12 protein-coding genes are annotated in these 14,448 nt (G+C 59.5%); 8 read left to right on the top strand and 4 right to left on the bottom strand.

Annotation, left to right across the window (positions count from 1 at the left end; all coding sequences use genetic code 11):
* The first annotated feature begins 316 nt into the window (after window positions 1-316).
* The 3 genes from exbB (at window position 317) to DL88_RS20685 (ending at window position 2,931) form a co-directional block, all read left to right on the top strand.
* Entirely contained in the window at window positions 317-1,357 is a 1,041-nt protein-coding gene (gene exbB / locus DL88_RS13755) for a tonB-system energizer ExbB (protein ID WP_051955983.1), read from the top strand.
* A gap of 1 nt (window position 1,358) precedes the next feature.
* Window positions 1,359-1,868 (top strand): TonB system transport protein ExbD, encoded by a 510-nt coding sequence (gene exbD / locus DL88_RS13750; protein ID WP_034997089.1) that lies wholly within the window; start codon window positions 1,359-1,361, stop codon window positions 1,866-1,868.
* 160 nt (window positions 1,869-2,028) lie between these two features.
* Window positions 2,029-2,931 carry an energy transducer TonB family protein gene (locus tag DL88_RS20685; RefSeq protein ID WP_034997087.1) on the top strand — a complete coding sequence of 301 codons (903 nt, stop codon included), beginning with the start codon at window positions 2,029-2,031 and terminating at the stop codon, window positions 2,929-2,931.
* A gap of 119 nt (window positions 2,932-3,050) precedes the next feature.
* On the opposite strand, the gene DL88_RS13740 is transcribed toward DL88_RS20685, so the two are convergent.
* Window positions 3,051-3,704, bottom strand: coding sequence for a class I SAM-dependent methyltransferase (locus DL88_RS13740; RefSeq protein WP_034997085.1), 654 nt, complete (start codon window positions 3,702-3,704; stop codon window positions 3,051-3,053).
* 504 nt (window positions 3,705-4,208) lie between these two features.
* On the opposite strand from DL88_RS13740, the gene ilvD reads away from it, so the two are divergent.
* The 3 genes from ilvD (at window position 4,209) to DL88_RS13720 (ending at window position 7,201) form a co-directional block, all read left to right on the top strand.
* Window positions 4,209-6,062, top strand: coding sequence for a dihydroxy-acid dehydratase (gene ilvD, locus DL88_RS13730; RefSeq protein ID WP_034997151.1), 1,854 nt, complete (start codon window positions 4,209-4,211; stop codon window positions 6,060-6,062).
* A gap of 269 nt (window positions 6,063-6,331) precedes the next feature.
* Window positions 6,332-6,628 carry a DUF6525 family protein gene (locus tag DL88_RS13725; protein WP_034997079.1) on the top strand — a complete coding sequence of 99 codons (297 nt, stop codon included), beginning with the start codon at window positions 6,332-6,334 and terminating at the stop codon, window positions 6,626-6,628.
* Window positions 6,629-6,964: 336 nt separating this feature from the next.
* Window positions 6,965-7,201 carry a hypothetical protein gene (locus tag DL88_RS13720; RefSeq protein ID WP_034997077.1) on the top strand — a complete coding sequence of 79 codons (237 nt, stop codon included), beginning with the start codon at window positions 6,965-6,967 and terminating at the stop codon, window positions 7,199-7,201.
* 254 nt (window positions 7,202-7,455) lie between these two features.
* On the opposite strand, the gene DL88_RS13715 is transcribed toward DL88_RS13720, so the two are convergent.
* The 3 genes from DL88_RS13715 to DL88_RS13700 form a co-directional block, all read right to left on the bottom strand.
* The gene (locus DL88_RS13715) at window positions 7,456-7,689 is read right to left on the bottom strand and encodes a hypothetical protein (protein ID WP_034997074.1); all 234 of its coding nucleotides are present in this window, start codon (window positions 7,687-7,689) and stop codon (window positions 7,456-7,458) included.
* A gap of 190 nt (window positions 7,690-7,879) precedes the next feature.
* A complete protein-coding gene (locus DL88_RS13710; protein ID WP_156971107.1) occupies window positions 7,880-9,697 on the bottom strand; it encodes an aq_1923 C-terminal domain in 1,818 nt (605 codons plus the stop codon).
* A 447-nt stretch (window positions 9,698-10,144) separates the two neighbouring features.
* Window positions 10,145-10,504 carry a HesB/IscA family protein gene (locus DL88_RS13700; protein WP_051955980.1) on the bottom strand — a complete coding sequence of 120 codons (360 nt, stop codon included), beginning with the start codon at window positions 10,502-10,504 and terminating at the stop codon, window positions 10,145-10,147.
* A gap of 325 nt (window positions 10,505-10,829) precedes the next feature.
* Here DL88_RS13700 and DL88_RS13695 point away from each other — a divergent pair, with 325 nt between their 5' ends.
* Both DL88_RS13695 and argS read left to right on the top strand, forming a co-directional pair.
* Window positions 10,830-12,047: a deoxyguanosinetriphosphate triphosphohydrolase gene (locus DL88_RS13695; protein ID WP_034997067.1), complete on the top strand. Its 1,218-nt coding sequence runs from the start codon at window positions 10,830-10,832 to the stop codon at window positions 12,045-12,047.
* A gap of 178 nt (window positions 12,048-12,225) precedes the next feature.
* Window positions 12,226-13,998 (top strand): arginine--tRNA ligase, encoded by a 1,773-nt coding sequence (argS, locus tag DL88_RS13690; RefSeq protein ID WP_034997064.1) that lies wholly within the window; start codon window positions 12,226-12,228, stop codon window positions 13,996-13,998.
* The last annotated feature ends 450 nt before the right edge of the window (window positions 13,999-14,448 follow it).

Genomic DNA, 14,448 nt, shown 5'->3' with positions numbered 1-14,448 from the left:
AACTCTTTGCCGGGCCGCGGCGTTATCAGGAAATCGGCCAGGAATCGGGAGAGGAATCGGGGTAACCTCGCTTGCAAGTCCCGTCTGGGAAGCGATGCCCGGCGTCCGCTCCCTCTGGGAGGCGTGTCACGCCAATTTGATCGGCTTGTGCCGATCACGGGCTGATCGCGGACGGATGTTGCTGGTTTTTGTGGGAATTCGTCCTTTGGGACGCGTGAGGAATTTGGATCTACGGTGGTGCGGGTCAGATGTGCCTTTGCGTAAAGCGGGCGATGGTGCATTCGAGCACGGAATTATTGAATTGGAAGGAATTGCGATGAATGACCGAATAGGCGCCTGCCAGAGCCGCAATAGGCGCTTTCCGAGAATTCCGCGCCAGACCGGCTGGTTGCTGGCGGTTTTGGTGTGTCTCCTGCCGGCTGCCGTCGCTTTGACTTCCTTTGAGTCCCTTGCCCAGTCGGAGGCGGCCTCATCCGCTGCTTCTGCCCCCGCTGCCGTTCCTTCCCCGGAAACGCCGAATGCGCCCACCCAGAACCTGTTGGCGCCAAATTCTGTCGATACGGCCCCGCCTGGTGCCGAAGAGCCGAAGACACGGGTGATCGAAGAAATCATCGAGCCCGTCGATCCCTCGACCTTGCCGCATGATCTGTCGCCCTGGGGCATGTTCCTCAATGCCGATCTGATCGTGAAAGCGGTCATGTCCAGTTTGGCTTTTGCCTCGCTCGTGACTTGGACGATCGGCATCGCCAAATGGCTGGAAATCGCCGCAGCTGGGCGTAATCTCGGCCGCGGAATCGATATTCTCGCAGGTGCGCAGAATTTGCGTCAGGCGGAGGCGCATCTGGCGAATACACCCGGTTTGAACAAGGGTGTGGTCGCAAAACTCGTGAGTGGTGCCATTTCCGAGGCCGAAAGGTCGCGCGGACTGCCCGCCGAAGGCGTGAAGGAACGCGCAACCGCTCTCCTCAGCCGCATCGAGGTGCGTGCGACGAGGACGATGACGCGAGGCATCGTCATCCTTGGCACCATCGGCGCGACGAGTCCTTTCGTCGGATTGTTCGGCACCGTCTGGGGCATCATGAACAGCTTCATCGGCATTTCCAAAGCGAACACGACCAATCTCGCCGTGGTGGCGCCGGGTATTGCCGAGGCCTTGCAGGCGACGGCGATCGGCCTCGTCGCGGCTATTCCGGCTGTCGTCATCTATAATGTCTTCTCGCGCTCCATCGCCGGCTACAAGGGTATTCTCGGTGATGCCTCGACCGAGGTGCTGCGGCATCTCTCGCGCGATCTCGACCGCGCGGAAAGTGGTGACAAGGAATGGCACGTTCCGCAAATGCGGCAGGTGGCTGAATAAGATGGGCGCCAAACTCTCGACCGGTAATGACGACGACCTGCCGGAAAATCACGATATCAATGTCACCCCGTTCATTGATGTCATTCTGGTGCTGCTCATCATCTTCATGGTGGCGGCGCCGCTCTCGACAGTCGATGTCAAGGTTGACCTGCCGGCCTCGACGGCGCAGCAGGCGCCACGGCCGGACAAGCCGCTGTTTCTGACATTGAAGCCCGATCATTCCATGTATATCGGCGAAATTGTCGTGCCGCCGGGCGGGCTTGCCTCCGCTCTGGATGCGAAGACCCATTCGGATCGTGATCAGCGTATTTTTGTCCGCGCGGACAAGACAGTTCCCTATGGCGATCTCATGGACATGATGAACAAATTGCGGGCTGCGGGCTATCTGAAGGTTGCGCTCGTTGGTCTCGAACAGGTTCCTGGTGCCGCGGCAACGCCCAATGCTCCCGCCAATGCACCTGCGGCGAGCGCTCCCGCTTCCGGCTCGGTGCCACCCGCCGCTGCCCAGTAGGGAGTGGAACCGGGGCCTTGGGAGAAGCCGCCGCTTTGGCGATCGGCTCACCCCTCCTCTCTCGCCCATTTCGGACAGAGCGTTGGGATTTCTCACACCTTGGCCTGTGATTGGGTGTCTTCGGCTTTGGTTTGCTTGGTGGCATGAACAGGATGATGCAATGAGTTTCGTCTCCGACCGCTCCTTTCTGGGGTCCAATGACGAGAGACCGGATCTCGGCAAATGGGGATCGGCCGCCGCGCTGGTCCTCCTGGTTCATGCTGCGGCTCTCTATTGGCTGATCCGTCAGCCTCCCGAGCAGATGGCGTTCAATGCGGCAGAGCCCGCCATCATGATCGATCTCGGCGCCGGGACGGCAGGTGGTGACGGCGGCGAGGGCGGGGAAGGCGGAGGTATCGAGAACAATGCCGAACATGTCGCGCCGCAGGAGCAGACGGAATCGGCGCCGCAGGTAACCCATGACGCACCCGAACCGGATGTGACGCCGGACGTTCAGGAACCGCCGCCGCCGGATGTCGTGCCGATGCCGGAGACGCCTCCGGTTCCGAAGGCGGATGTGGTGATGCCGGTCAAGAAAATCGTCAAGCCACCGCCAAAGAAGAAGATCGTCAAAAAAGAGAAAGTGCTGCAATCCACGACGCGGACGCCTACCAAGGTGAAGGCGAAGGATGCCGGCGGCTCAGGCGGTGGCCAGGGCGGCGGCATCGGCTCCGGAAACGGGGCGGGCACGGGCTATGGCGGTGGTCATGGCGGCGGTGGTGGTGGCGGTGGTGCTGCTTCCAACGATTGGAAGAGCCGTGTCTTCGCGCAGCTTGCCCGCAACAAACATTATCCTGATGGTGAACGGATGGCGGGTGTGCAGGGGACTGTCGGCATCTCTTTCACCATCGATCGCGGTGGGCATGTTCTTGCGGCCCGTGTCACGCGCAGTTCCGGCTCATCGGCGCTCGACAATGCAGCGATCCAGATGGTCCATAATGCGAGCCCCTTGCCGCCGCCGCCCGATGAAATTGGCGGCGGCAGGATCAGCCTGTCGGCGCCGGTGCGTTTCAGCGTTCATTAGAGCATTTTGAAAATACTCTAATTTTCTTTCGTGGAGCGTTTCCGGATATATCCGAAACGCTCTAACGCGTCTGCCGACCAGCCGAGAGCGCAAGAGATGTGCTCATCGCCTGTCAGCTATCAGGTGCGGCCGATCACGGCCCAAAGCGGATCGGCCCCGCGCCCCCCTTGGCAGAGCGTGCGGGCTTCCGCCGTCGCAAAGCCCGCACGCTCCAGATAGAGCGTGATGAGATTGCAATGGGCTGCATCCTCCATTGCCTGCCAGACGGTGACGGCCTTGGTCGGAAAGCAGCGGTTGGAAAAGGTGATGAGCACTGGCGCGCCCGGGCGCAGGGCTCGGCGGATTTCCCGCAGCACGGCGACGGGCTTTTGCAGATATTGGATGGACACGCAGATCAGCGCCGCGTCAAGCGTCTGCGTATCAAGCGGAAGCAGCGGATCCATATTGAGATTCTGCACGAAGAAGCGGGTCAGGCGCGGATTGGCCTTTAATTCCATCGCATTCATGCCATGGCCGATGACCTCGGCATAGGCTGCATCCGATGGCAGATGGGAAATCCAGCTCGACATGAGATCAAGCACTTTGGCGTTCTGTGGAATGCATTCCCGGTAGAGTTCGGTGACGGCCGCAATCGCCGGAGCGTCGATATGGGCAACGAAGCGCGGCGCGGCATAAAAGGCTTCGTCCGGCGCATCATCCTGCTTGAGGAAGGCATTGGCGGAAAGTTCCGGCAAATCCGGATCGCGGCTTTGTTCATCAGGCAGATCGCTCATGGCGGCATTTTCCTGGCTCGGGCCTGGCAGGGATTTCGTGAGGGCATTGGCTGCGAAGCCTTTGAGGGGAAGTCAATAATATCAAGCCCCCACGACGGCGGGGCGGTGGCTTACCGCCGGGTCTTGTTGGGATCAACGAGACATGGAATGAGGCGGCGCAAATTCTTTGCCATACACTGACTTAGCGCGGTGCCGTGCGGATCGAAAGCGTGCGGATTTGGATGGTATGGAATGATTTCATTCCAATGTCCGATGGTGTAAAGACGGGCGACCTTGCCGCTTGACGAGCCTTTTGCGCCCGCTTTCGGCAGGTCAGCGCCGGAATTGGGGCATCTTCGCACCTTTCGCGCCTCTTCGGACCTGCGCGCACGGATCGAACCTTCGTGCGGCGTTACCGTTTGGCGATGGGATGCAGCGGGGCTTTGCAAGCGCCGATTGCCTGTCCGGCCCATTTCCTTCCGCATGCGCCAGGCGGTGATTGCCGGTGCATATCAGAGGTTGCCCATGCCCGCTTATCGTTCCCGCACCACCACCCATGGCCGCAATATGGCCGGCGCTCGCGGCCTGTGGCGGGCGACGGGTGTCAAGGATGAGGATTTCGGCAAGCCGATTATCGCGATTGCCAATTCCTTCACGCAATTCGTGCCGGGCCACGTGCATCTCAAGGATCTCGGCCAGCTCGTCGCCGGCGAGATCGAGAAGGCGGGCGGCATCGCCAAGGAATTCAACACAATCGCCGTCGATGACGGGATCGCCATGGGGCATGACGGCATGCTCTACAGCCTGCCGTCGCGCGAGCTCATTGCCGATAGCGTCGAATATATGGTCAATGCCCATTGCGCCGATGCTCTGGTGTGCATATCCAATTGCGACAAGATCACCCCCGGCATGTTGATGGCGGCGCTGCGGCTCAACATTCCAGCGATCTTCGTCTCCGGCGGCCCGATGGAGGCCGGCAAAGCGCAGGTCGGTGGCAAGCAGGTGGCGCTCGATCTCGTCGACGCCATGGTTGCCGCCGCTGATGACAAGGTAAGCGCTGAGGATGTCGCCGTCATCGAACGCTCTGCCTGTCCGACCTGCGGTTCCTGTTCCGGCATGTTCACCGCCAATTCCATGAACTGCCTGACCGAGGCGCTTGGCCTTTCGCTGCCGGGCAATGGATCGCTGCTTGCCACCCATGGTGACCGCAAACGGCTTTTCGTCGAGGCCGGCCATCTGATCGTCGATCTCGCGCGCCGTTATTATGAACAGAATGATGTCTCCGTGCTGCCGCGTTCCATTGCCTCGTTCAAGGCTTTCGAGAACGCCATGACGCTCGACATCGCCATGGGCGGTTCCACCAATACGGTGCTGCATCTCCTGGCTGCCGCTTATGAGGCGGGTGTGCCTTTCACCATGGCGGATATCGACGGTCTGTCGCGCCGCGTGCCCTGCCTGTGCAAGGTGGCTCCGGCGAAGAATGACGTGCATATGGAGGATGTGCATCGGGCGGGTGGCATTATGGGCATTCTCGGCGAGCTCGATCGCGCCAGGCTCATCCATGCCGATTTGCCGACCGTTCATGCGGCGAATCTCGGTGAAGCGCTGATGCGCTGGGATGTCCGCCGCAGCAATAGCGAAATGGTGCAGACTTTTTATAAAGCGGCCCCGGGCAATGTGCCGACCACCCAGGCCTTCAGCCAGGAGAAGCGCTATGAGGCGCTCGATCTCGACCGAGAGGCCGGGGTGATCCGCGATTCGGCCCATGCTTTCTCGCAGGATGGCGGCCTCGCCGTGCTCTATGGCAATCTGGCCGAGGATGGCTCGATCGTGAAGACCGCTGGCGTCGATGAGAGCATTTTGACCTTTGCCGGGCCGGCTCGGGTTTTCGAAAGCCAGGATAGCGCCGTGGAGGCGATCCTTTCCGGTAGGATCGTCGCTGGCGATGTGGTCGTCATCCGCTATGAGGGTCCGCGTGGTGGTCCCGGCATGCAGGAAATGCTCTATCCGACGAGCTATCTGAAATCGAAGGGTCTCGGCAAGGCCTGCGCGCTCATCACCGACGGGCGGTTTTCCGGCGGTACTTCCGGGCTTTCGATAGGTCACGTCTCGCCGGAGGCGGCGGAGGGCGGCATGATCGCGCTCGTCGAAGATGGCGACCGGATCGAAATCGATATCAAGGCGCGGTCACTCGTTCTCGCCGTGCCGGATGCTGAACTGGCCCGCCGCCGCGCGGCGATGGAGGCACTCGGCGCCGCGGGCTTCAAGCCGCGCGCGAGAGAGCGCCATGTCTCGACGGCTCTGCGCGCCTATGCCGCCTTCACCACGAGCGCGGCACGTGGCGCGGTGCGCGATCTCGACCAGAAACCGCGCATATAGTCCGGAGATTGGACGGATTTCTGATTTCGCGCATCCGCGCGCGCCTGCCCGATACTGCCTGCTTTGGGAGGAGATTTCAGGCGTGGTCCATTCTCGCGCGAAAAATGCATGGGAACTATTCCTCATGGGAGGATGAAACGGTGATAGCTTCCCGGTGGGCGCCGAGGTTTGCATGCGGACCGTGGCGCCAGCCGCAAGGCAGGCGGTTTCATCGCGCTCAGACGGTCTGAGATGCTCCCTATGCGCCATGCAAGAAATCGAGGCACCGCATGGGACATTTGAAGAAGCAGTTCGATTGCTTTGACAGGCTGCCCGAGATCTTGCGCAAAACCCTGGCCAATGCGGCGTTCGATTGGGACGCCACGCTCGTCGCCGAAGCGCTCGATCTCGGTGCCCAGGTCGAAGGCATTATCGCCCGCATTCATGAAGACGAACGGCGCCGTTTGCCGATCGATAATTATGTGATGTATGGTCCGGCGCATCCCGGTGCTGCGGCGAGCGTTCAGGCGAATTGGCTGAAATATTACCATTATCCCGTGCAGCGGGACTATTGGTGGGTCAGATGACTGGGCCAGAGCATATTCGGATTTTTTCGAACTGCTCCGCCTGAAAATGCTCAAGGCCCCCGGCGTAAGCTTGCCGGGTTTATCTCGCGTGACTTGTCCCGTTTGGTTGCAATGACGCAAATGGCGATCGGGCGCCGTCCGATGGCAGGTGTTCCTGATGCGGCCCGGCCGAGTGACCCCGAGTGACCCGGCACCGATTTTGCTGCATTTGGACGAGGTTGGGTCGATCGCGTAACGATGAGAGCGGCAAGGACCCGGCGAATCCAGTGAGCAAAATTAGGTCTTTGCGGCCGTACCTCTGAATCTGAAGAGTAGGCTCAATATAGGGAAGAGAAGATGTTCGAAGGCTGGCTTATTCAAGTGACGTCTGGCAATCCGGCTGATGGCGAGCAGGATGTCGAGCTCTATGCTTCCTGGGTGCCCGGCGAGAATGACGCGGTTCTCACTGTCATCAAGACATTCAATCTGACCGATGATCACATCGTTTCCATGGTCATTGATCTGCCGAAAGAGACCTTCGAGCAACTGGGTCTCAAGCCGGGCGAGGCTGGGCGCTACAAGGAGCCGGAATAATCCCGCTTCTCGATACGAAGCGGTAAGCGTCCGGGTGCGCAAATGTTGGCGCCATCCGGAGCAATCATTCGTATCACGCTAGTCCTATAAACATCAAAGCCCTTGCTTCCCAGGGAGGCAAGGGCTTTGTCTTTGTGGAAGAGTCAAGCCAGAGCGCCGGATGACGCGCTGTCATAATTCTCGGTCGGGATTGCGGGCCGCTCGCAATCAGGGGAGCCGAAGGGCGATGAGAATTCGATCATCGCCCGTCGCTATCAAAGGCCGACGGATTTGAATTCCTCGACGGCGAATTCAAAGAACTTCGTAATGTCGTAGGTGGAATTCTTGGCCTTGAACTTGTTGTTCTGCACCGTGTAGCTGGCGAGGCCTTTCTGGGTTTCCTTGTCGATGAACATGATCTCGAGGCTGCCATTGGCGAGATCATCGAGTGTGAATGCCTCGATCGTCTTGCCGCCGACCTCGAATTCGATTTTGGGAAGGGTAGCCACCTTGGTCTCCACAATAAAACTGGAAAAGCAGGTGCGGCATACACTACCTCCGAAAGACATGCCAGTAGGCAGGTTGGAAGCAGGAAGCCGCAATGCCGTCCCAGCATGCCGGATGCCACAAGCCTGACCGTGGCTGCTCCGATGGCCCTCGGGCTTCCGTGGGCCAAACGAAGAGACGTGATGGCAGGCGTCAATGCGCCTGTGGCGCTGCCGTTTGCGACTCGTGCGAGACCTGAATCTCGATCTTGTCGAGCAGGAGGCCCGGCGTCTGGATCAGATCGACATCCTTCAGGGTGAGGCCGTCAGGCATTGTCGCCAGCAGGTGAAGCTTCTTCGGATCGGCGATGAATTTTGATACGGCGGCGCCGATGAGCTTGGCGCCTGGCCCATTGCCGAGAAGGATCGGCACGACGACGGCTGCGGCGCTCGTATAGGATCTCTTCAAATCGGCGAGGGGCTTGTTTTGAGCCTGCGCCTGCTGGGATAGGAATTTGTCGAAAATTCCATCATTGTCGATGGTCAGTTCTGCTGATTTGAGCCGGGCGGCTTCGGTAGCGTGCCGGGTCGTCTCGACATCCTTCGACGAGAAGAATTGTTTGGAGATATTGGTCAGCAAAGCGGAGAGTGTCACCTTGCCCATGTTCTTCGCGTCAATGACATTATCGACATTCAATTGCTGTTTGTCGGGCGTCCAGACGACCGCGAGCTGGCTCGAAAGATCAAGGGCCTTGTAGCCGAAGCTTGCGAGATCCTTGAACAGGCCACTATGGTTTTTGTCGAGATCGACGAGCAAATGGGTGATCGTCCCGTCAATTCTGGTCGGCATTTCCTCGAAAGGTTGTGAGCGCTCGGTGTGCAGGTGCTCGACCTTGAAGGACAAGGGATCGCGGCCCGGATCCTGGTCGGTTGCCGGAACCTTCTCGCCGAATTTGCTGACGTCGAGTTTGGCGAGATCAAGCTGGTCGACCCGTGGCAGGATCGCCTGCAGGCCAATCATCGTATTGTTTTCGGTGGCTTCTCGCAGGAGTGTGCGGACCGTCGTGAAATCGACGTCGCGCAAGGCCAGATCCTGCAGGGTGAAAGCGAGTGCCGGGGATTGCAGGCCGACATCCTGGAGATGCACCGTTCCGAAGGTAAAGGCCGAATAATTGGTGAACGCGCCTTTGGCGAAGCTGAGATGCAGCGGCTGGTTCTGCGGATTGGTCAGGACGAGATCGAGCTTGTCGGCTTCCATTGCGCCGATATCGAGACTGGCGGGCAAAGTGCCGGCGAGATTGTCGAAAGCGCCCGGCACCGCTGGCTGGTCCTTGTCGAGTAGGCCTTTGGCTCCGGCCTCCTTGCTCTCCGCCATATGCGGTTCGGTGGAAGGCGCCGTGGCGGGAGCCTGTGCCTTGATGTCGCGGGCACGCAAGGCCTCGATGGTGAGGCGTGAATGGGCTTCCTGATTGGCGAGCTGGACGTCGCTGATTTCCAATGTCTCGAGAAAGGGCGCGCGCGCCACGGTCTTATCGCTTCCGGCGCTGACATTGGCACCCAGCATTTGCGCTGCCAAAGTGAGATCGATCCCGCTTGCTTTGACCGCGCCGTAGGTGCCTTCGATGGTTCCGTTGGGGCCGGCGAGTTTGAGCTCCGTCCGGTTGATCCGCGCCGCAGTCGCGCGGCCGGCTTCAAGCGTATTCAGTGAGACGTTGCGATAGATCACCGTCTGAACATAGCCATCGCGCTTCGTTTCCGCGATGACTTCCGGCGCCGTGAGCGCGCCCGCACCCAATTGTTGCAGTCTTTCCTGCAAGGAGCGGGGATTTTTGGGATCGAACAGGGCCGCGAGATCCGCCGATTGCAGTGCCGTTCCGGAAAGATCGAGCTGCTTGATGCGATAGGTCGTCGCTCCGGCTTCGATGACCAGATCCTTGGCATAGGCGTGGGATGCCTGTGCCCGCGCCGGAACGGCCAGGAATGAATCAAGGAGCGATCCAAGAATTGGCGGATGAAAAGGAGCGAGTAGCAAGACGGCCCCGCTGGCCAAGACTATTGCCGCGGGCAGGGATCGTTTGGTTCCCATAAAACCTCGCATTGAAGCATGCACCCGACATCACCGAAGAGCCTCAAGGATGATGCCGAAAGGCGATAAATTTATGATCCCGGCGAATAGCACCAAGTGCGCGGGCGGGCATCCCGTTCACGATCAATTTAATGTCTTTTTCAGGGAAACTGCGTGCGGGCTTTATCATGCCTTGAAAACCGGAACCGTTTCAAGATCAAGGTTCCAGCGGGAGGCAAAGGTCATACTTGCGTCTCAAATCCTTGCCGCAAAGGGGGCAGGTGCGGAGCAAACCCGCGTGGGAGGAACGCAGAACAAAGCAACCGCACGGAGGACTTGAGGCTTCGTCCGTGCGTTTGTGATGGCAATAGCCGGAAGGGCACGCCCTCCGGCCTCGAGAAGAGGATCTTGAGATCAGACCGCGAAGCTCGATCCGCAGCCGCAGGAGGCGGTGGCCGACGGATTCGAAATCTTGAACATACGGCCCATCAGATCGTCGATGAAATCGATCTGGCAGCCACGCAGATATTCAAGTGAAATCTGATCGACGAGAACAGTCGCGCCTTCACGTTCCAGAACGAGATCATCGGGCTCCCGCTCGGTGACGACATTATAGGTATAAGTAAAACCCGAGCAGCCGCCGCCATCGACGCCGACGCGGAGCATGGAGCCTGGCGCTTCGGTTTTCATAATTTCGACGACACGGCGGGCGGCGTTCTCGGTCAGGATGACCGGCTGCGCTTCGGTTGCGGCTTCGCTAATGACTTCGCTCATGGACGACCCTTCCGGACGAACCTCTATTTGATCCCGCGTAATATCAGTGGCGGGATCGAAAAATGCGTATGGCGGTCAGGCGGCGCGTCGTCTCTGCGACAGGAAATTGTCGATCGCGCTTGCCTCACCTTTGATTAGGGAAGATACGTCGCAATGCCCGTGACCGCAATGAGTTGTGGCGTTTTCTCCTCCGGCGTCCTGCCGGATCGGGAAAATCGCTTCTACCTCAAGAGGATGGACAGGGGCGCCCGAAGCGGATCCAACCGTTTCGATCGCACTTGCCCCAGGCGCCGGGATACGACGTGCCCCATACGAGCGGGATCCTATGCAAGCTTTCGACCTAACGCCCCGGCGCGCCCCCTATGCGGCAGATGCGACAAAAAGTCGCGGTAGGCTCATCAATGAGCCGAAGTCTCCTTCGCGCAGTGATTTCCAGCGCGATCGGGACAGGATCATCCATTCGGCGGCGTTCCGTCGCCTCGCACACAAAACGCAGGTCTTCGTGCCGCATGAGGGCGATCATTATCGCACCCGGCTTACCCATTCGATCGAGGTCGGACAGATCGCCCGTGCGCTTGCCCGTGCGCTCGGCCTCGACGACGATCTCGCCGAGGCTTTGGCGCTCGCCCATGATCTTGGCCATACGCCTTTCGGCCATACCGGCGAGGATGTGCTCGACGCGATCATGCTGCCCTATGGCGGTTTCGATCACAATGCGCAGGCGCTGCGGATCGTCACCAAGCTGGAGCGCCGCTACGCCGCTTTCGATGGCCTCAATCTGACGCTCGAGACGCTCGAGGGCCTCGTCAAGCATAATGGCCCTCTGCTGGAGGCCGACGGCACCCCCGTGCCGCGCTATGCCAAGCGCGGATTGCCTGCGGCGCTCGTCGCTTTCGATGCCGTGCATCGCCTTGATCTCGGCACTTTCGCCGGGGCTGAGGCGCAGGCGGCGGCGCTCGCCGATGATATCGCCTATAATGCCCATGATATCGATGATGGTCTGCGCGCCGGCATTCTCACCTTCCAGCAGATTTCGGAAGTCGATTTTTTGCGCGACATCGGTAGCGAGATCGAGGCGCTCTATCCGGGTCTCGAGCCGGTGCGCATCATCCATGAACTGGTGCGCCGCCTCATCACGCATTGCATAGAGGATGCGATTGACGAGAGCCGGAAGCGGATCGAGCGTTCGGGTGTCGCCAGCATCGAGGAAGTGCGGGCGCAGAAATCCGCTCTCGTCGGTTTCTCGGAGGCGACGCAAAGCGTCGACAAGATGATCAAGAGCTTCCTCTTCCAGAATCTCTACCGCCATCCGCGCCTCAACGCGATGCGCGACAGTGCGGCGGAGGTCATTGCGCGTCTGTTTCCGCGTTTTTTCGATGCGCCCGAGGAAATGCCGCCGGAATGGGCGGATTCCGTCCGGCGTGCCGCGGGCGATGAAGCCAAACGCGCCCGCATCGTCTGCGATTATATCGCCGGCATGACGGATCGTTTCGCGATCACCGAGCATCGCCGCCTGTTCGGCGTCGCGCCGGAATTTTCGTGAGTGCCGGGAATTTTGATTTTCCCGCGCTTGCTGTAGAGGAAAGCTCAAAGGCGCCGCCCGACTGAGCGACAGTCCGCGGCTGCGCCGAGATTGAAACCCTGGGCAGCCTTCGTGACGTTCCTCACGACAGGCGGAATAGAGGCGACAGGGTGGCCGTTATCGCATTTCAGGCTGGTTCATGAATATTTTTTCCGATTTTCACGCTCGTATCGCCGCCGTTCTGCGCGGGATCATCGGCAGCGGCCGTCTGCCCGAAGATCTCGATCTGGCGCGTTTCGTCGTCGAGCCGCCGCGTGAGGCCGCGCATGGCGATCTCGCCGCCAATGCGGCAATGGTCTATGCCAAGGAAGCGAAACAGGCTTTCGCCAATCCGCGCCAGCTCGCCGTCGAGATCGCACTAGCGCTCTCCGAGGATGGCGATGTCGCCGAAGCGGAGGTAGCGGGGCCGGGTTTCATCAATATCCGCCTGAAACCGGAATATTTCGGCCGTTTCCTGAGCGAGGCGCTGGATGAGGGGCAAGGCTACGGCCGCCCCGAGACCTCGCGGGAAACGAAGATCAATGTCGAATATGTCTCGGCCAATCCGACCGGCCCCATGCATGTGGGCCATGGGCGCGGGGCCGTCTTTGGTGATGCTCTGGCCAATCTGCTCGCCTTTGCCGGTTACGACGTCACGCGCGAATATTACATCAATGATGCGGGGGCGCAGGTCGATGTGCTCGCCCGCTCGGCCTACATGCGCTATCGCGAGGCGCTGGGCGAGGCGATCGGTGCCATTCCGGAAGGGCTTTATCCGGGCGATTATCTGAAAGGCGTCGGCGTAAGCCTCGCGCAGGCTCATGGTGATAGACATCAGGGCGCTGATGGGGAGGAATGGCTGGAGGATTTCCGCCTCGCAGCCATTGGTGCGATGATGGACATGATCCGCGACGATCTCGCCGCGCTCAATATCACCCATGAAGTTTTCTTCTCGGAGCGTTCGCTGACGCGCGGGCCGGAGGGCGATCAGGTGGCCGCCGCGATTGCTTTTCTGCGGGCGCGAGGCCTCGTCTATGAAGGGCGGCTACCGCCACCCAAGGGCCAGCCGGTCGAGGATTGGGAGGATCGCGAGCAGACCTTGTTCAAATCCACCGATTTTGGCGACGATGTCGATCGCCCGCTGATGAAATCGGATGGATCCTATACCTATTTCGCGTCGGATATTGCGTATCACAAGACCAAGATCGATCGCGGCTTTGCTGTCTTGATCGATGTCTGGGGCGCTGACCATGGCGGCTATGTGAAGCGCATGGCGGCGGCGGTGAAAGCACTTTCTGACTCGGCAGTGAGCCTCGACGTCAAACTTTGCCAATTGGTCAAGCTGATGCGGGGCGGCGAGCCGGTGAAGATGTCGAAACGCTCAGGCGATTTCGTGACCCTGCGCGAGGTGGTCGACGAAGTGGGCGTCGATGCCGTGCGCTTCATGATGCTGTTTCGCAAGAATGACGCGGTGCTCGAATTCGATCTCGCCAAGGTCATTGAGCAATCGAAGGACAATCCTGTCTTCTACGTGCAATATGCCCATGCACGGGCGCAATCGGTGTTTCGCCAGGCGGCGGCCGCTTTGCCGGACCTCGATCGTCCGGCATCGGCCTTGAAAAAGGCCGATTTCTCGCTTTTGACCGATGAGGGTGAGGGAAGGCTGATCCGGGTTCTGGCGCAATATCCGCGCGTGATCGAAGGTGCAGCGCTGGCGCATGAGCCACATCGCATCGCCTTTTATCTCCATGATTTGGCGTCGGAATTGCATGCGCAATGGACGCGGGGCAAGGATCAGCCCCAATTGCGTTTCATTCTGGAAGACAACAAAGGGCTGACCATTGCCCGACTCGCCTTGGTCGCTCTCGTCGCTCATATTCTGGCAAGCGGTCTCGCCCTTCTCGGCGTCAGTGCTCCCGACGAAATGCGGTGAGGCTGCGCGAGCAAGGGGTTACGTGAGGATTATGCGAGCGAGGGGCGGATATTCGTTCTTCGCTTGGAGCATTTTTCAAGTGGAACATGTTCGGAAACATCCGAACATGTTCTAGCGATCGGCATTTATTTTATAGAGCCAGCTATTGCCTCGGTTGGTTCGGATTGTTCTGAATAGCATCGCTGAAGAACAAAAAATTTCGATCCAAGTCCGCGTGTCGTGCGGTTGAAAAGGGTTGAAAAAATCCAGAGCTTTTCTCTAAAATCTTTGGGAAGAGCTGCTGACGCGATCGAACGGGCACAGGTTCGTTGAAGAGTGTATTGCCGCAGGCTGGCTCCGCCGCCTCATTGTCCGATCTGGCAACTAGCGGATTATGATTGGCTAGAGCGTTTCGGAAATATCCAGAAACGCTTTTCTAAAAAATTATAGTATTTTCAAGGAGATGAATCG

The sequence above is a fragment of the Beijerinckia mobilis genome (assembly GCF_000745425.1).
GTDB lineage: Bacteria > Pseudomonadota > Alphaproteobacteria > Rhizobiales > Beijerinckiaceae > Beijerinckia > Beijerinckia mobilis.
This window is presented reverse-complemented; position numbering and strand designations above follow the sequence as displayed.

Bases quoted from the DNA above. Each gene is read 5' to 3' on its own strand.
- ilvD (WP_034997151.1), top strand. From the start codon at position 4,209: ATGCCCGCTTATCGTTCCCGCACCACCACCCATGGCCGCAATATGGCC.
- exbB (WP_051955983.1), top strand. From the start codon at position 317: ATGAATGACCGAATAGGCGCCTGCCAGAGCCGCAATAGGCGCTTTCCG.
- exbD (WP_034997089.1), top strand. From the start codon at position 1,359: ATGGGCGCCAAACTCTCGACCGGTAATGACGACGACCTGCCGGAAAAT.
- DL88_RS13740 (WP_034997085.1), bottom strand. From the start codon at position 3,704: ATGAGCGATCTGCCTGATGAACAAAGCCGCGATCCGGATTTGCCGGAA.
- DL88_RS13700 (WP_051955980.1), bottom strand. From the start codon at position 10,504: ATGAGCGAAGTCATTAGCGAAGCCGCAACCGAAGCGCAGCCGGTCATC.
- DL88_RS13725 (WP_034997079.1), top strand. From the start codon at position 6,332: ATGGGACATTTGAAGAAGCAGTTCGATTGCTTTGACAGGCTGCCCGAG.
- DL88_RS13695 (WP_034997067.1), top strand. From the start codon at position 10,830: ATGCAAGCTTTCGACCTAACGCCCCGGCGCGCCCCCTATGCGGCAGAT.
- DL88_RS13720 (WP_034997077.1), top strand. From the start codon at position 6,965: ATGTTCGAAGGCTGGCTTATTCAAGTGACGTCTGGCAATCCGGCTGAT.
- DL88_RS20685 (WP_034997087.1), top strand. From the start codon at position 2,029: ATGAGTTTCGTCTCCGACCGCTCCTTTCTGGGGTCCAATGACGAGAGA.
- argS (WP_034997064.1), top strand. From the start codon at position 12,226: ATGAATATTTTTTCCGATTTTCACGCTCGTATCGCCGCCGTTCTGCGC.